The organism is Asanoa siamensis, from assembly GCF_016862555.1.
Lineage (GTDB): Bacteria > Actinomycetota > Actinomycetes > Mycobacteriales > Micromonosporaceae > Asanoa > Asanoa siamensis.
In genome coordinates this window covers 1-15947 of sequence record NZ_BONE01000126.1, presented here as the reverse complement: position 1 = coordinate 15947, position 15947 = coordinate 1, and the positions used below count along the sequence as shown (strand labels likewise).

The following is a 15947-nucleotide window of genomic DNA, read 5'->3' as shown; positions in this document are numbered from 1 at the left end:
GGGGCGTGACCTCACGGTCACGCCCCGACTTCGTTCCGGAGCGGGGCCGTTCCGGAGAGCGGCCCGCGATCTTGGCAGGCGGCTGCCGTACCCTTCCCCGCATGGGTGAGCGATGGTGACCATGGTCGAGGCCGCGCCCGAGACGCCGGCCCCGCCGAGCACCGCGCCGCGGCCGCTGCCGGGCCGGGTCGCGGTGCCGATGGCGGTCGCCGCCGGCCTCACCCAGCTGCTCGCGTTCCCGCGCTACGACCTGTGGTGGCTGGCGCCCGTCTCGGTCGCCCTGCTCGCCGCCGCCGTGCACCGCCGCCGCGCCCGGGCCGGCTTCGGGCTCGGCCTGATCGCCGGGCTGGTCTTCTTCGGCCCGCTGCTCGAGTGGACCAACCTGCACACCGGCATGCTGCCCTGGGTGCTGCTGTTCGTCGCCGAGTCGCTGTTCATCGGTCTGCTGGGCGCCGCGGCCGCGTACGCGAGCCCGCTCGTCGACCGCCACCGCTGGACCTGGCCGCTGCTGACCGCGCTGCTCTGGGTCGGCCAGGAGGCCGCCCGCGACCGGCTGCCGTTCGGCGGGTTCCCCTGGGGCCGGCTGGCGTTCAGCCAAGGTGACGCGCCGACGCTGCGGTTCGCCGCGCTCGGCGGGGCACCCCTGGTCACCTTCGTCGTCGCGCTCGCCGGCGGGCTGCTGGTCGCCGCGGCCTGGCGGCGCCGGGGCGTGCCGACGGTGCTGCTGGCCGCCGGCGCCCTCGCGGTCGCCGCGGTCGGCCTGCTCGTCCCGGTCGGTGGCGGCGCCGGCGATAAACCGGTGCGGGTCGCGATCGTCCAGGGCAACGTGCCCCGCCTCGGCCTCGACTTCAACGCCCAGCGCCGGGCCGTGCTCGAGAACCACGTGAACGGCACCGTTGAGCTCGCCGGACGGGTCACCACCGGCCAGGAGCGCCAGCCCGACCTGGTGATCTGGCCCGAGAACTCCAGCGACGTCGACCCGTTCCTCGACCCGGAGGCCGCCGCCGCGATCTCCCGCGCCGCCGACTCGATCAAGGCGCCGATCCTGGTCGGGGCGGTGCTGCGCGGTCCCGGCGAGAACGAGGTCCGCAACGCCGGCGTCGTCTGGCTGCCCGGGCAGGGGCTCGACGAGTCCCGGATGTACGTCAAGCAGCACCCGGTGCCGTTCGCCGAATACATCCCGCTGCGCACAATCGCCCGGATGGTCAGCAAGGAGGTCGACCGGGTCCGGTCCGACTTCGTCGCCGGCGACGCGCCCGGCGTGCTGCCGATGGGGCCGACCACGATCGGGGACGTCATCTGCTTCGAGGTCGCCTACGACGGGATCGTCCGGGACACCGTGACGGCCGGCGCGGGCCTGCTCGCGGTGCAGACGAACAACGCGACCTTCGACGAGTCCGAGGCCCGCCAGCAGCTCGCGATGGTTCGGCTGCGGGCGGTCGAGCACGGCCGTGACTCGCTGATGGCGTCGACCGTGGGAGTGTCCGGCTTCGTCCGGCCCGACGGCTCGGTGGAGCAGGAGACCGGGTTCAACACCCCGGGTGTCGTGGTCGCCGACCTGACGCCGCGCGCAACGCGTACGCTTGCTACGCAGTTGGGGTATTGGCCCGAGATGGTGCTGTCCGGTCTCGCGGTGGCCGCGCTGGTCGCCGCAGCCGTGATCCGGCGCCGCCGGTTGCACAGCGGCCCCGGCGCGGGCCAGGCACCATTGGCACCACAGGCACCAACCACATCCACGGCGTCGGACGAGGCCGGCGGCACGCGATCGGAGGCAGGGTGAGCGAGGGCAACACGCCGGTTGGCGACGTGACGGAGGGCTACCCGGGTGTCGGACGGGTGCTCGTCGTGGTGCCCACCTACAACGAGGCCGACAACCTCGAGATCATCACCGGTCGGGTCCGGCGGGCGGTGCCCGCGGCCGACATCCTCGTCGCCGACGACAACAGCCCCGACGGCACCGGTGACATCGCCGACCGGCTCGCCGCCGAGGACGGCCACATCCACGTGCTGCACCGGCCCGGCAAGCAGGGCCTCGGCGCCGCCTACGTGCAGGGTTTCCGGTGGGCGATCGACCACGGGTACGACGCGGTGGTCGAGATGGACGCCGACGGCTCACACGCCCCGGAGCAGCTGCCCAGCCTGCTCGACGCCGCCCGCGGCGCGGACGCCGTGATCGGCTCCCGGTGGACGCCCGGCGGCAAGGTCGTCAACTGGCCGTGGCACCGGTTCATGATCTCCCGCATCGGCAACACGTACGTCCGGCTCGCCCTGGGCATGCCCCACGGCGACGCGACCGGCGGCTACCGCGTCTACAAGATCCCGGTGCTGGAGAAGATCGACTTCGAGACGGTGGCGTCGCAGGGTTATTCCTTCCAGGTCGAGCTGACCTGGCGTACGCACAAGGCCGGCTTCAAGATCGTCGAGGTGCCGATCACGTTCGCCGAGCGCGAGCGGGGCGCGAGCAAGATGAGCTCGTCGATCGTCCGCGAGGCGTTGATGCGGGTCACCGTCTGGGGCCTGCGTTCGCGCCGGGACGCGTTGTTCGGCCGGCGCGATACGGGGCGGAAACCCTGACGCGACCCTGACGCCGCTGATGCGACCACGTGTCATGCTGGATTGATGCGACGTCGAGGTCTGATCCGCTGGCTCCCGCTGGCGATCCTGCTCACCGCGGCGGTCGAGATCGCCGTTTTCATCCTGGTCGCACATCTGATCGGCTTCGGCTTCACGGTGCTGATCGTCCTGGCCGCCTCGGCGGCGGGCGTGTTGCTGCTGCGCCGCGAGGGAATGCGGGCGTGGCGCGGCTTCCGCGCATCGGCGGAAGCTGGCCGCCCGCCCGGCGACCAGGTCACCGACGGGCTCGTCGGCCTGGGCGCGGGGGTGCTGCTGGCCATCCCTGGCCTGGTCACGGCCGCGCTCGGCATCCTGCTGGCGCTGCCGCCCGGGCGGCAGATCGCCCGCCTGGTCGTGCGCCGGGCCACTGAACGCCGCATCTCGTCGGCGGCGGCGGGAGACCTCTTCGGCCCCCGACGTGTACGCGTCCGCCGCGGCGCCCCCCGCCCGCCCGACGCCGGCGATGGCGGCGGCTCGGCCCGACCCCCGGCTGGGCCGACCGGCCCCGGCCCTGCCCCGTCGGACCCCACAGGGACGGGACCGACCGTCAGTGGGCCGGCGGAGACCGGCCCCCGGATCCACGCGACGACGCCGCCGCAGGACAAGGACCACGGCCCGGCCCCGGTCATCGAGGGCGAGGTCGTCGAAGGAGAGATCGTCGAACCCGGCCCACGCCGCTAGGGCAACTGGGCTGGCGAAGCCCGCCTGGCCAGGCGTTCGACGCCGCTCGGCGGCACTCGTCCGTGGATCCAAGCGATGACACCCTTGGACCGCCACCACCACACGGCGCCGACAACCTCGCTCCGCGCCGCCAGATGCGTGGGCAGATCGCGATCTAGGAAGGATGTTGCTGCTTCCGCAGCAGCGGTTTTCCAAGATCGTAGGACTGCCGGTGGAGGCGCCACTCCCGGACGGCGACCCAACGGCGCGGGCATTGGCCTTCAGGCAGTCCCGCAGCGTGCCGCCCAAGCGCGCACGCAGTCGCGATCTAGGGAGGTTGTTGCTGCTTCCGCAGCAACGAACGCCCAAGATCGTGGGTCGCCGGACGGGGATGCACCCCGAACCGCGACCCCTACCGCGCGGGCTCTTCGGCGTCTCAGCGCCGCCAGGCGGGCGGGCAGGTCGCGATCTAGGAAAGTTGTTGCTGCTATCGCAGCAGCGGGTTTCCAAGATTGTCGGTTGGCGGAGAGATGGCACCTCGGATCGCGACTCGCCGCACGGGCCTTGGCGGTCGAGAACGCCGCCAGGCGGGCAGGCAGTCCGCGATCTTGGAAGGTTGTTGCTGCTGGGGCAACGACGGTATTCCGACGGCGCGGGCCGCCGTGCTCGGGTGGGGTTGTGGATCGCGGGCCTGGCTCGACGCGTCAGCGAGTTTGTCCGGCGGGAGCGACGGTCCGGACCACCGCGGACCCGGGACAGGATCTGGATTTGGGTACGAAAGAGCCCCCACCACCCGGGTGGGGGCTCTCGATGGCTCGGTTACTTGCCGCCGCGGCGGGCGCGGACCTCTTCGAGGCGCTCGTTGAGGATGTCCTCGAGCTCGGCGATCGAGCGCCGCTCCAGGAGCATGTCCCAGTGGGTGCGCGGAGGCTTGACCTTCTTCTGCTCCGGCTCGCTGCCGTCGACCAGGCGCGCCACGCTGCCGTCGAACTTGCATTCCCAGGTCATCGGGACCTCGGCGTCGACGGCGAACGGCACCTCGAACTGGTGCCCCTTGGCGCACAGGTACTCGCGGGTCTGGCGTGGGGCGAGCTCGGTGTTGCGGTCGGATTCGTAGCTGACTGCGCCTAGCCGGCTGCCGCGCAGCATGCGCTCGCCCATGATCGGCTCTTCCCCTCGGTCGTCTTGCTGTCCAACACGGAACAACGACGGGAGCACCCGGGGGATTCCCGGCACTCACGCGCGTCCCGCTCCTTACAAAGGTACGTCGTCGTAAACGGTCAGAGCGTAGCGGCAGATGCGGTTTCGTGAGCGATTCTTGGTCGCGGTCGGTCGGGCGTTTTGTCCCAACGGCCGTGGAATGCGTGGGTCGTCCCTTGGTAAACGGCCGTTCAGCCGGTGCGATCTAGATCACCGGTTCGCGTCAACCCCCGCTTCCAGGCTCCCCACCTGTGTGGGAGCTGTGACCCGGCCCGTGCCCAGCGCCGCTAGTGCCGCCGCCAGGTCGCCCACCTGCCCGGCGAGCTGGGTGACCCGGTCGCGGGCCGCGTCCCGCTCCGCGGTCGCGTCGGCCAGCCGCGCCCGCAGGTCGTCCAGCGCCTCTGCGGCCTTCCGCAGGTCGGCGTCGTGCGCCAGGTCCCGCGCGGCGGCCCGCTCGTGCGCCGCGGCGAGGTCCCGATCATGCGCGGCCCGGTCCCGGTCGTGCGCGGCGCGGGCCAGGTCGGCGGCTGACCGGGCCTCGTCCGCGGCGAGTTTCGCCTGGTCCGCGGCCAGCCGTGCCTGGGCCGCCGTCTCGTTGGCCGTCGCGGCCTCCGCCCGGAACCGGGCGGCCTGGTCGACCGCCGCCGCCGCCGAGTCGGTCGCCCGGCGGGCGTCGGCGACCGCGTTGTCCCGCTCCCGGCTCAGCTCCGCCACCTGCCGTCCGGCCGCGTCCAACTCGGCGCGCAACCCCCGGACGTCGCGCTTCGCGGCGTCGCGGTCCGCCTCCGCCTGTGTCCGCAACGCGACAGCCGCCGACGCGGCCTGCTGCGCCGTGTCGCGCAGCCGCTCCGCCTCCCGGGCCCGGCCGATCGCCTCCTGGGCGGCCCGGTCGGCGGCCGCCGCGGCGTCGTTGGCGGCCGCGGCCTCCCGCCGGGCACTGTCGCGCTCCTGCCGGGCCGCGTTGGCGTCCGCGACCGCCTTGTCGGCGGCGTGCCGGGCATCGTCGCGTTCCGCCTGCGCCGCCGCGACGGCCGTGGCCGCCTCCGCCCGTACCTGCGTCACCTGCCGCTCCACCCCGGCCGGCGACAGTTCCGCGTGCAGGGCGTCGGAGAGCGTCTCGACGACCTGGTCGAGCCGGTCGACGACCTCCCACGTCCGCGCGATCTGCCCGGTCAGCCCGGGCGCGCCGCGCTGGCGCATCCGGGCGTTGCGGGACGCCTTCTGGCACTCGCCGTCGTTGTCCCGGCAGTAGCGGAAGGGCCGCCCGGCCCCCACGTTCTGCTCGACGGGTCGCCCGCAGTGGGCGCAGGGCCGGGTCTCGGCGGCAACGGTGTCCACGGTGAACGCACGCTACCGACGACCGGGACCCGGACCCACACGCCGCGCCGCGACCGCTAGCGGTCCAGGTGCCGGTAGCGGTGGACCGAGAGCGGGAAGAAGATCGCGATCAGCAGCGCCGGCCACAGCACCGCCATCAGGATCGCGTGCTGTGCCACCCAGGACTCGCCGCCCCAGCCCGGGTTGCCGAACAGCTCGCGGGCCGCGCCCACCGTCGACGACAGCGGGTTCCACTCGGCGATCGCGCCCAGCCAGCCCGGCATCGACGACGGCGCCGCGAACGTGTTCGAGAGGAAGCCCAGCGGCCACACCAGGATCTGCACCGCCACCAGCGCACCCTCGCCGCGCACGACCAGGCCCAGGTAGATGCCGATCCAGAGCATCGCGAAGCGCAGCAGCAGCAACAGGCCGAACGCCGCCAGCGCCGCCGCCAGGCCGTCGTGCCAGCGCCAGCCGACGGCCAGCCCGCTGAGCACCAGGACCGCCAGCGACACCACCGCGCTGAGCAGGTCCGCGACGCTGCGGCCCACCACCACCGCCGACGACGCCATCGGCGTCGAGCGGAACCGGTCGGTGACGCCCCGGGCGACGTCGCTCTTGATCGCCTGGAAGGTGCCCTCCAGGCCGAACACCATCGTCAGCGCCAGGGTCCCCGGGATCAGGAACTCCCGGTACGCGTCGCCGCCGACCGCGCCCGGCACCGTCATGCCGCCGCCCAGCAGGTAGCCGAACATCAGCACGAGCATCACGGGGAACAGCAGCCCGATCACGAGTTGGGCCGGCTGGCGCGCCCAGTGGTCGAGGTCGCGGCGGGTCAGGGTGGCGCCGTCGGCGAGCGCCCAACGCAGCCGGTTCACGCGGTCACCATCCTTGCGTCGTCGGTGGCGGTCAGGTGCAGGAAGACCTCGTCGAGGGTGGGGCGGCGCAGGGTCACGTCCTCGACCGCGATCCCGGCGTCGGAGAGCCCGCGTACGGTCGCGGTCAGCGCCGCCATCCGGTCGTCCACGGCGACGCCGACGCGGCGGTTGTCCTCGTCGGTGTCGGGGGTGTTGCCGGTCAGGCCCGCCAGCAGCGCCGCGGTGGCCGCGAGATCAGCCGGGGACGAGACCACGACGTCGATGCGGTCGCCGCCGAGCTGGCCCTTGAGCTGCGACGGTGTCCCGGACGCGATCACCGTGCCGTGGTCGATCACCGTGACGTGGTCGGCGAGCCGGTCGACCTCCTCCAGGTACTGCGTCGTCAGCAGCACCGTCGTGCCGCCGGCGACGAGCGAGCGGACCGCCTCCCAGACCTCGCTGCGGCTGCGCGGGTCGAGGCCCGTGGTCGGCTCGTCGAGGAACAGCACCGGCGGTGCCGTGATCAGGCTCGCGGCCAGGTCGAGGCGGCGGCGCATGCCTCCGGAGTACGTGCTGACCGCGCGCGACCCCGTGTCGGCCAGGCCGAACCGCTCCAGCAGCGCGACGGCCCGGGTCCGCGCCTCCGACCGGCCCAGGTGGTGCAGGCGGCCGAACATCTCCAGGTTCTGCCGGCCCGAGAGGATCTCGTCGACCGCCGCGTGCTGCCCGACGAGCCCGATGCTGGCCCGGACGCGGTCCGGCTCGCGGAGCACGTCGAAGCCGGCCACCGTCGCCGTGCCCGCGGTCGGCCGCAGCAGCGTGGTCAGGATCCGGACCAGTGTGGTCTTGCCGGCGCCGTTCGGGCCGAGCAGGCCGTGCACGGAGCCGGCCGGGACGCTCAGGTCGACGCCGGACAGGGCCGGGACCGCGCCGAACCGGCGGTGGAGGGCATGTGCCGTCACCGCTTCCATGGGTCACCCCTTATGATCGGTACGCTGTACGGAACACTCCGTACGGCGTACGGTACACCGTACGGAACGAGGTGCCAAACCATGGCTGTCGAACACAGCGGAACCGGTGACCCCGCCCGCAGCATGGCGCTGCTCTGGCGCGCCGCCGACCGGGAGGGCCGCACCGGCCTGTCGGTCGACAGGATCGTCGCGGCGGCCATCGAGATCGCCGACGGCGACGGCGTCGCGGCCCTGTCGATGCGCCGCGTCGCCGAGCGGCTGGGCGTGGGCGCGATGTCGCTCTACACGTACGTGCCCGGCAAGGGCGAGCTGCTCGACCTGATGATCGACCAGGTGCTGGGCGAGACCGACCGCGGAGACACGCCCGGCGGCTGGCGCGCCCGGCTGGAGCACGTCGCCCGGTCCAACCTCGCGCTCTACCGCCGGCACCCGTGGCTGCTGCAGGTCGGCACCTCCCGCCCGCCGATGGGCCCCAACCTGATCGCCAAGTACGACTACGAGCTCGGCGCCCTCGACGGATCCGGGCTCTCCGACATCGAGATCGACACCGCGCTCACCTCCGTGCTCGCGTACGTGACCGGGGCCGCCCAGGCCGCCGTCGAGTTCGCCCAGGCGCCGGACCGCAGCGGGATGACCGACGACGCGTGGTGGGCCGTGCAGGCGCCGCTGCTGGAGAAGGTGTTCGACCCGGTGCGCTTCCCGCTCGCCGCCCGGATCGGTGCCGCCGCGGGCGAGGCGTACGGGCTGATCGACACCGACCACGCGTTCGAGTTCGGGCTGCAGCGCCTCCTCGACGGGATCGCGGCGTTCATCGCCGACCACGCGAAACCCTGATGCCGGCGGTGCGCCCGCTTGGATAGGTTGGGCCGATGGACCTCGACCAGCGCCGTGAGCGGATCCTCGGCGCGTTCCTGCGCGACGGCCGGCTGACCCAGATCCCCGCCCGCGCGGGCAAGCGCCAGGTGGTGCTCGAGCACATCGTGACCGTGTTCGAGCCCGGCGTGAAGTTCCCGGAGAAGGAGGTCGACGCGGCCCTGCGCGCCTTCTACGAGCCCGACTGGGTCTCCCTGCGCCGCCACCTGATCGACACGGGCCTGATGGCCCGCGAGGCCGGCCTCTACTGGCGCACCGGCGGCTACGTCGAGGTCTGAGCCTTGCCGGTCAGATAGGCCCGCTCGGGCGCGCTGAGCGTCGTGCGGGCCGCCTCCTCGAACGCCGCCCGCGCACCCGCCCGGTCGCCGGCCAGCTCCAGCAGGTGCGCCCGTACCGCCGCCAGCCGGTGGTGTCCCTCCAGCGCCGCCTCGTCCAGCGCTGCCAGACCCGCGGCCGGGCCGTGCACCATCGCCACCGCCACCGCCCGGTTGAGCGTCACCATCGGCCCCGGCGCGATCCGGTCGAGGGCGTCGTACAGGCCCAGGATCTGCGGCCAGTCGGTGTCCGCCGCCGTCGGCGCCTCGTCGTGGACCGCGGCGATCGCCGCCTGCAACTGGTACGGCCCGACCGCCGTCGTCGTCAACGCCGCGCTGACCAGGCGCACCCCTTCCGCGATCGCCGCCCGGTCCCAACGGCCGCGGTCCTGCTCGGCCAGCGGCACCAGCGCCCCGTCGGGACCGGTGCGGGCCGGGCGGCGGGCGTCGGTGAGCAGCATCAGCGCCAGCAGCCCCGCCACCTCCCCGTCGCCCGGCAGCCGCGCGTGGAGCTGCCGGACCAGCCGGATCGCCTCCGCGGTCAGCTCGACGCGGTGCAGCCGCTCGCCGGAGCTCGCCGTGTAGCCCTCGTTGAAGATCAGATAGAGCACATGGAGTACGGCGGCCAGCCGCGCCGGCAGTTCGTCGGGCGGCGGCAGCGTGAACCGGGTGCCGCGGATCTTCGCTTTGGCGCGGCTGATCCGCTGCGCCACCGTCGCCTCCTCGACCAGCAGCGCCCGGGCGATCTCCGCGGTGGTCAGCCCGCCGACCGCCCGCAGGGTCAACGCGACCTGCGAGGCCGGGGTCAGCGCGGGATGGCAGCAGAGCAGCAGGAGCGTCAGGGTGTCGTCGTGGGCTGGTCCCGGGGGCGGTGCCTGTTCGAGGCGGGCCGTGGACAGTTCCCGGCGCGTACGGGCGGTGTCGCGGCGCCACGCCGCGATCCGGGCCCGGGACGCGACCGTGATCAGCCAGCCGCGCGGGTTGTCGGGCACCCCGTCGGCCGGCCACTGGGTCGCGGCCGCCAGCAGCGCCTCCTGCACCGCGTCCTCGGCCGCGTCGAAGTCGCCGTAGTGGCGCACCAACGCGGCCAGGACCTGCGGCGCCAGGTCGCGCAGCAGCGGTTCGAGGTCGGGCACCGCCCGATTCTCGCTCGCGCGCCGGCGGCCGCGGGGGCACACTGCCGGGCGTGACCGAGACTTCCCGTTTCCTGCGCCCGTTCGTGGCCGCCCATCCGGACCTGCCGCCGCCGGTCCAAGTCGCCGCGAACCTGGACCTGTACCTGCCCGAGGGTCCCGGTCCACACCCGCTGGTGCTGCTCGTGCACGGTGGGCCGATCCCCGAGGACGTGGGTGTGACGCCGCGTCGCTGGCCCGTCCACATCGGATACGCGGCTCTGCTGCACGCCGCCGGGCTGGCCGTCGGGGTCGTCGACCACCGCCTGCGGGTCGTCGACGGCCCCGACCGGCCGATCGTCGACGCGGTGACGGCCGCCGCCGACGTGGCCGCGGCCGGTGCGGCGCTGCGCGCCCACCCGACGATCGACGGTGAGCGGGTGGCCTACTGGGCGTTCTCCGGCGGCGGTCTGCTGTCGGCCGACTGGTTGCGGGAGCGGCCGTCGTGGCTGCGGGCGGTCCTGCTGAGCTACCCGCTGCTCGCGTCGCCGGCCGCGCACCTGCCGGTCGAGGACCGCCTCGACCTGGATCCGCGGTTCGCGCCGATCGACGCGGTGGCCGAGGCCGGCACCGCCGCGCCGCCGATCGTGCTGACCCGCGTGGGCCTCGAACGCCCGCTGCTGGCCGGGTTCGTGGAGCAGTTCGTCGCCGCCGCGACCGGCCCACTGGAGATCATCGACGTGCCCGACGGGCAGCACGCGTTCGACGTGCTCGACGACACCGACCAGTCGCGGGCCGCCCTGCACGCCGCGGTCGCGCGGGCGGCGAAGCTGCTCGCGTAGCGCCTGATCCGGCGGGGCGGCGGTGCGCGGCCGCGTGCTACTTCCCCACGGGCGGGCCTGATGCGTGCGGCGCCGCTCGTCGAACCCCTTGTCCTCGACCCGTCCGAGGTCGTCGGGCCGCAACCGGCGACACCCGTACCCGGCTGATCTCCGCCGGCCCTGAGCGTCCCGGGGCGTGGTGCGAGAATCGCTCTCATGATCAGCCTCGACGACGTCCATGCCGCCGCCGCCCGGATCGCCGGTGTCGCGCACCGCACCCCGGTGATGCGGTCCCGGACGCTGGACGCCCGCGCCGGCGGCGAGGTGTTCCTCAAGTGCGAGAACCTGCAGCGGATCGGCGCGTTCAAGTTCCGCGGCGCCTACAACGCGGTGTCCCGGCTGTCGGCCGCGCAGCTCGCGCGGGGCATCGCGGCGTACTCGTCGGGCAACCACGCCCAGGCTGTCGCCCTCGCCGCGCGTGAGCTGGGGAGCACGGCGGTGATCCTGATGCCGGAGGACACGCCGGCGTCGAAGCGTGCGGCGGTCGCCGGGTACGGGGCGGAGATCCAGACCTACGACCGGTACACCGGGGACCGGGTCGCGCTGGGTGCGGCGCTGGCGGCGGATCGGGGGTTGGCGTTGATTCCGCCGTACGAGCATCCGGACGTCATCGCCGGCCAGGGCACCGCGGCGCTGGAGCTGCTCGAGTCGGCCGGCGCGCTGGACGTGGTGGTCGCACCGGTGGGCGGCGGCGGGCTGATCGCCGGCACCGCGACGGCCGCGAAGGGCCTGCATCCGGGCATCCGGGTCGTCGGCGTCGAGCCGGTCGAGGGTGACGACACCCGGCGGTCGCTGGCCGCCGGCGAGCGGGTCAGCATCCCGGTGCCGCGCACGATCGCCGACGGGCAGGCCGCTGACATCCCCGGCGAGCTGACGTTCTCGGTCAACCGCCGGCTGGTCGACGAGATCGTCCTGGTCACCGACGACCAGATCCGCGACGCGATGCGCTTCGCCTTCGACCGCCTCAAGATCGTGCTCGAGCCCAGCGGCGCGACCGGCCTGGCCGCGGTGTTGACCGGCCAGCTCGGCCCGCGCCCGGGCCGCGTCGGCGTGATCCTCTCGGGCGGGAACATCGACACGGCGCGGTTCGCGCAGGTGCTGGCCTGAACGCGCTCGCCGCCGAGGCGGCGCGGCTGGGGTCGGTGCTGGCGGGGTTGGGCCCCGCGGACTGGGCCCGGCCGACGCCGTGCCCGCCGTGGGACGTGGCGGGCTTGGTCGGGCACGTGGTGACGACGCTGGCCCGGGTCCCGGTGATGCTCGACGGTCCGGCACCGGCGGTCGCGTCGGTGGACGCGGTCGACTACTACCGGCCGGACGCGCGCTTCGGGCCGGACGTCGACGCGGCCCGGATCTCGTCGGGCCGCTCCTTGGCGGCCGGTGCGGGCTCGGGGCTCTCCGCGGAGTTCGACCGGGTGTGGCGGTCGGTGGTCACGCGCTGCGCTGCGGAGCCGGCGGACCGGCTGGTCTCCACGCGCCACGGCGACGCGATGCTGCTGACGGACTTCCTGGTGACCCGGGTGGTCGAGGTCGGGGTACACGGCCTGGACCTGGCGGCGGCTCTGGACCGGGAGCCGTGGCTGACACCGGAGGCGGCTTCGACGTTGACCGACCTGCTGCTGCCGGCGGCGTCGGGGGTGCTGGATGAGCTGGGCTGGGACCGGGTGACGTTCGTGCGGGCGGCGACGGGGCGGTCACCGCTGGACCCGGCGGCGCGCGAGGTGCTGGAACGCTCCGGCCTGCGGCGGCTGGCGTTGGGTCCGGCGTAGCCGCACCGTCGCCTCGGCCGTCTAGCTGCTCGTTACCAGGGCCTCAACCTCGGTTATGGCGTCGTCCAGGGTCGTGGGTTCTGGGGTCAGGGTGGCGATGATCGTGTCGACGGCGCGTAGGCCCGCTCTGTCCAGGAGGCGTTTCTCGTTTGTCGTCCATTCGCCGCGGGATGCCAGGATCGCGTGGGCCGACTGGAGGGCGGCGGTGGCCAGCAGGCCCGCGACCTCCGTGGCGTGGGCGCGTGGGGCGTGGGCGGCGCGGGCGTACCCGAGGGTCATCATCGCCCTTTCCCGCCACGCCCGCGGCGCCGCCGTGCGTAGTGCCGGCGGGAAGTCCGGGCGCGGCAGCGTGCCGCGCAGCACCTCGTTGAGGGCGAGCTCGGCGACCACCAGGTAGCTGGGGATGCCCGCGAGGTGGAACATCAGCGGCTCCCACCGGAACCGGCCCGCCCGCGCCTCGGTCAGTTCGTGCTCGACGACGGTCAGGTCGCGGTAGTGGACGTCGACCTTCCGCCCCTCGACCGTCAGCCACGCGCCGCCGTTGAAGACGCCGCCGCCCCAGCCGCCGAGTTCCGAGACCTCGCCGGGCCAGCCGACCGCCCGTAGGTCCGCCGGGTCGAAGGCGTCGCGGTAGTAGACCGCGAAGTCCCAGTCGCTGTCCTCGGTGTGGGTGCCTTCCGCGCGGGAGCCGCCGAGCGTGACCGCCTCGACGGCGGGCAACGCGGCGAGCCGGTCAGCGACGGAGTCGAGAAAGGTCATGACGATCAGCCTGCCCTAGGGTGCGATCGTGGACCGCCCCGCCGTCATGCGATTTCTGGCCACGCTGAGCCTGCACACCGCAATTAACGAATTACTGTTATCGGTAATCCAGTAAACCGGGCGGACTCCTTGGCTCGAGATCGGGTGTACACCATAACGGTCATTATGGTGTACGCGATCTTCAGTGGATCCGGCGCAGCACCGGGAGCAGGGCCGTCAGGGTCGAGACCGTGTGGGTCGCCGTCAGATGGGCGGGCAACCTGCGGCCGTCGCGGGTGAGGAACGCCGTCGCGATGCCCAGGGCCGCGGCGCCCGCGATGTCCGACGCCGGGGTGTCGCCGACGTGGACGACGGCGGCCGCGGACAGGCCCAGGTGGCGCAGTGCCAACTCGAAGGGCTCAGGGCGCGGCTTGTACGCGCGGGCGTCCTCACTGGTAACGACGTGGTCGACGGTGATGCCGTGGTGGTCCAGCACCGCCCGAAGGCGGTCGCCGTCCGCGTCGGAGACCAGGCACACCGGCACCTCGACGGCGGACAGGAAGGCGCGGGCGTCCGGGTAGAAAGCCGGCGGCCGCGGGGGCGGCGGGGTCGCGTCGACGCGTACACCGAACATGTCCGCGGTTTCGGTCAGGCTCGTGGTGTTGAGGTCCGCGAGGGTGCGGAACGCCGCGCCGTGGGCGGCGTCGGCCAGCGCCCACAGGCGGGTGGTCCAGGCGCGGGTGACGGTGTCCGCGTCGACGCCGGCCAGGGCGGCGATCCGGGCCGTGATCGTGGCGGCCCAGGACTCGTCGTCATGGACCAGCGTGCCGTACACGTCGAGCAGCACCGCCTCGTACACATCGGCGATTGTCGCGTGTCTAGCGCGTGAGCAGGACGACCGTGTCGAGGATGCGGTGCCAGTCGAGGTCCGTGAGCGGGCGGTCGGCGAGCGCGCCGAGGGCGGCCATGGCGGTCAGCACGCGTTCGCGGTCGGGGAGCCGCTCCGCCGTGAAGCGCGGGGAACGGGCGAAGCGCACCAGCGAGTCGGGCAGGGGTGGCGCCGGCAGGCTCTCCTCGCGGAGCTCGACGCGCAGCTCGGCGCCGAGCGCGGCAGCCAGGCCGGTGACCGCGGCCAGCGTCGGGTTGCCGCGGCCGTTCTCCAGGTTGGCGATGTAGGGCACCGACAGGCCCGCGTCCGCGGCGACCGAGGCGATCGTGCGGCCTTCGGCGGTGCGCCGGGCCCGCAGCCGCCGGCCGAGCTCTGCTATTTCCACGGAAGCATCTTGCCATCTCTTATCGTCAGAGAATAGTGTCCGCGGCCATGATGCTGCTGCGCCGCAACGGCGACTTCCGTCGCCTCTACGCGGCCACGGCCGTCGACGGTTTCGGTTCGTGGTTGCTGGTCTTCGCGGCGCCGTTGCACGTGTACGCGGTGACGGGCTCGGCGATGTCGACCGGGCTGGCGCTGGCCGTCCAGGCCGTACCCGCTGTGGTGATCGCACCCTGGGCCGGCGCCGCCGTGGACCGCTGGCCGCGCGCCCAGGTCGCGGTGCTGGCCAACCTGGCCAGTGCCGCCGGCGTCGCGCTGATGCTGGTGCCGGGCCTCGTGCTCGCGGGACTGCTCGTGGAGTCGGCGGCGCTGTGCTTCCTGCGGCCGGCGCTGCGCGCGCTGACGCCGTCGGTGGTGCCGGACCCGGCCGACCTCGCGACGGCGAACGCGCTGACGACGTTCACCGACAGCGCGTACCGGATGATCGGCCCGCCGCTCGGCACCGCGCTCGTGGCCGCGGGCCTGTTCCCGGTGGCGGTCGCGGTGGACCTGGCGTCCTACCTGGTGGCCGCCGCGCTCGTCGCGGGCCTGCCGGTGGTGGGCGGCGCCGCGGGGGTGCGGGTGCGGATCCGGGACGGGGTGCGGGCGCTTTTCGGGTCGCGGCTGCTGCGTGGCTTGACGGCGGCGACATGGGTCTACTGGGCGGCGAACGCCGCGCTGACCACGCTGCTGATCCCGTTCACGGTGCACCGGCTCGGCGCGACGGGCCGGGTGGTGGGTTGGCTCGTCGCGGCGCTCGGCCTGGGGTATCTGGTGGGTTCGGCGCTGGCCCGGCCGGTTATCCTGCGGTACGCGACGCGCACGGTCCTGCTCGTCGGCTATGCGGCGGTGGGGGTGTGCTTCGTGGTGGCGTTCACCGCTGTGTCGGTGCCGCGGGCGGTGGTGGCGGTCGGGTTGAGCGGCGTGCCGGGCGCGATCACGCAGATCGCTACTGGGCATCGCCTGCAGGTGTCCACACCGGACGCCGTGTTGGGCCGGGTGTTGGCGGCGTTCCATCTGTCCGACGCGCTGGCGGCGGTGGCCGGGGCGGTGCTGGCGCCGGTGGTGCTGGCGGCGCTTGGCCTTGGGCGGGCGTTGGTGGTGTGCAGCGTGGTCGTCATCGGTGCGGGCGTGCTCGCCGTGGTCTTGCTGCCGTCGGTCGGAGGCCGTACGTACGCTGTGGCGACTGTCGCGGGGGAGGATCGGGGATGACGCGGCGCAAGCATCTGGACCGGGCACAGTGGCTGGCCCGCACGATGGGTCGGTCGCGGTACGAGCCCGACTGGGCCGCGGTGCGTGCGGGGGCGGCGGAACTGCACCCCGGGAGCTAGTGTCC

General features: G+C 73.7%; 17 protein-coding genes and 1 pseudogene. 10 read left to right on the top strand and 8 right to left on the bottom strand.

From position 1 onward, the window contains the following. The first annotated feature begins 112 nt into the window (after window positions 1-112). From lnt to Asi02nite_RS38915, 3 genes and pseudogenes are all read left to right on the top strand, one after another. A complete protein-coding gene (lnt, locus tag Asi02nite_RS38925) occupies window positions 113-1780 on the top strand; it encodes an apolipoprotein N-acyltransferase (RefSeq protein ID WP_203719068.1) in 1668 nt (555 codons plus the stop codon). Then, window positions 1777-2574 carry a polyprenol monophosphomannose synthase gene (locus Asi02nite_RS38920; protein ID WP_239127633.1) on the top strand — a complete coding sequence of 266 codons (798 nt, stop codon included), beginning with the start codon at window positions 1777-1779 and terminating at the stop codon, window positions 2572-2574. The genes lnt and Asi02nite_RS38920 overlap by 4 nt, the downstream gene beginning before the upstream one ends. A 45-nt stretch (window positions 2575-2619) precedes the next feature. Next, window positions 2620-3066: pseudogene (locus tag Asi02nite_RS38915) on the top strand (FxsA family protein); the annotation flags it as partial. 1026 nt (window positions 3067-4092) lie between these two features. On the opposite strand, the gene Asi02nite_RS38910 reads toward Asi02nite_RS38915, so the two are convergent. The 4 genes from Asi02nite_RS38910 to Asi02nite_RS38895 all read right to left on the bottom strand — a co-directional run bounded on the left by Asi02nite_RS38910 (window position 4093) and on the right by Asi02nite_RS38895 (window position 7618). Then, window positions 4093-4434, bottom strand: a complete 342-nt coding sequence (locus Asi02nite_RS38910) for an RNA polymerase-binding protein RbpA (protein WP_203719066.1) — start codon at window positions 4432-4434, stop codon at window positions 4093-4095. A 249-nt stretch (window positions 4435-4683) separates the two neighbouring features. Next, complete coding sequence (locus Asi02nite_RS38905; RefSeq protein WP_203719065.1) at window positions 4684-5811, bottom strand: coiled-coil domain-containing protein; 1128 nt, start codon at window positions 5809-5811, stop codon at window positions 4684-4686. A 56-nt stretch (window positions 5812-5867) separates the two neighbouring features. Then, on the bottom strand, window positions 5868-6668 hold the full coding sequence (locus Asi02nite_RS38900) for an ABC transporter permease (protein WP_239127631.1): 801 nt from the start codon (window positions 6666-6668) through the stop codon (window positions 5868-5870). After that, window positions 6665-7618 (bottom strand): ATP-binding cassette domain-containing protein, encoded by a 954-nt coding sequence (locus tag Asi02nite_RS38895; RefSeq protein ID WP_203719064.1) that lies wholly within the window; start codon window positions 7616-7618, stop codon window positions 6665-6667. The genes Asi02nite_RS38900 and Asi02nite_RS38895 overlap by 4 nt, the downstream gene beginning before the upstream one ends. An 81-nt stretch (window positions 7619-7699) precedes the next feature. Between Asi02nite_RS38895 and Asi02nite_RS38890 the strand changes: the two genes are divergently transcribed. Together Asi02nite_RS38890 and Asi02nite_RS38885 are read left to right on the top strand one after the other, a co-directional pair. After that, the gene (locus Asi02nite_RS38890) at window positions 7700-8452 is read left to right on the top strand and encodes a TetR/AcrR family transcriptional regulator (protein ID WP_203719063.1); all 753 of its coding nucleotides are present in this window, start codon (window positions 7700-7702) and stop codon (window positions 8450-8452) included. A gap of 35 nt (window positions 8453-8487) precedes the next feature. Continuing rightward, window positions 8488-8769, top strand: coding sequence for a DUF2087 domain-containing protein (locus Asi02nite_RS38885; protein ID WP_203719062.1), 282 nt, complete (start codon window positions 8488-8490; stop codon window positions 8767-8769). Here the strand turns inward: Asi02nite_RS38885 and Asi02nite_RS38880 are convergent. Next, on the bottom strand, window positions 8754-9941 hold the full coding sequence (locus tag Asi02nite_RS38880; protein WP_203719061.1) for an RNA polymerase sigma factor: 1188 nt from the start codon (window positions 9939-9941) through the stop codon (window positions 8754-8756). The two genes, Asi02nite_RS38885 and Asi02nite_RS38880, sit on opposite strands and share 16 nt — an antisense overlap. A gap of 50 nt (window positions 9942-9991) precedes the next feature. Between Asi02nite_RS38880 and Asi02nite_RS38875 the strand changes: the two genes are divergently transcribed. The 3 genes from Asi02nite_RS38875 (at window position 9992) to Asi02nite_RS38865 (ending at window position 12564) form a co-directional block, all read left to right on the top strand. Further along, window positions 9992-10759, top strand: a complete 768-nt coding sequence (locus Asi02nite_RS38875) for an alpha/beta hydrolase (RefSeq protein ID WP_239127629.1) — start codon at window positions 9992-9994, stop codon at window positions 10757-10759. A 195-nt stretch (window positions 10760-10954) separates the two neighbouring features. Further along, window positions 10955-11905 carry a pyridoxal-phosphate dependent enzyme gene (locus Asi02nite_RS38870; protein WP_203719060.1) on the top strand — a complete coding sequence of 317 codons (951 nt, stop codon included), beginning with the start codon at window positions 10955-10957 and terminating at the stop codon, window positions 11903-11905. After that, window positions 11902-12564: a maleylpyruvate isomerase N-terminal domain-containing protein gene (locus Asi02nite_RS38865; protein ID WP_203719069.1), complete on the top strand. Its 663-nt coding sequence runs from the start codon at window positions 11902-11904 to the stop codon at window positions 12562-12564. Before Asi02nite_RS38870 ends, Asi02nite_RS38865 begins: the two co-directional genes overlap by 4 nt. 21 nt (window positions 12565-12585) lie before the next feature. On the opposite strand, the gene Asi02nite_RS38860 is transcribed toward Asi02nite_RS38865, so the two are convergent. From Asi02nite_RS38860 to Asi02nite_RS38850, 3 genes are all read right to left on the bottom strand, one after another. Further along, window positions 12586-13323, bottom strand: a complete 738-nt coding sequence (locus Asi02nite_RS38860) for a nucleotidyltransferase domain-containing protein (protein WP_203719059.1) — start codon at window positions 13321-13323, stop codon at window positions 12586-12588. A gap of 181 nt (window positions 13324-13504) precedes the next feature. Next, on the bottom strand, window positions 13505-14161 hold the full coding sequence (locus Asi02nite_RS38855; RefSeq protein WP_203719058.1) for an HAD family hydrolase: 657 nt from the start codon (window positions 14159-14161) through the stop codon (window positions 13505-13507). 19 nt (window positions 14162-14180) lie between these two features. Further along, window positions 14181-14576: a helix-turn-helix domain-containing protein gene (locus Asi02nite_RS38850; protein WP_203719057.1), complete on the bottom strand. Its 396-nt coding sequence runs from the start codon at window positions 14574-14576 to the stop codon at window positions 14181-14183. A gap of 47 nt (window positions 14577-14623) precedes the next feature. On the opposite strand from Asi02nite_RS38850, the gene Asi02nite_RS38845 reads away from it, so the two are divergent. Together Asi02nite_RS38845 and Asi02nite_RS42510 are read left to right on the top strand one after the other, a co-directional pair. Further along, window positions 14624-15823 (top strand): MFS transporter, encoded by a 1200-nt coding sequence (locus Asi02nite_RS38845; protein ID WP_203719056.1) that lies wholly within the window; start codon window positions 14624-14626, stop codon window positions 15821-15823. Continuing rightward, on the top strand, window positions 15820-15942 hold the full coding sequence (locus tag Asi02nite_RS42510; RefSeq protein ID WP_275410443.1) for a hypothetical protein: 123 nt from the start codon (window positions 15820-15822) through the stop codon (window positions 15940-15942). The genes Asi02nite_RS38845 and Asi02nite_RS42510 overlap by 4 nt, the downstream gene beginning before the upstream one ends. Window positions 15943-15947 lie beyond the last annotated feature (5 nt).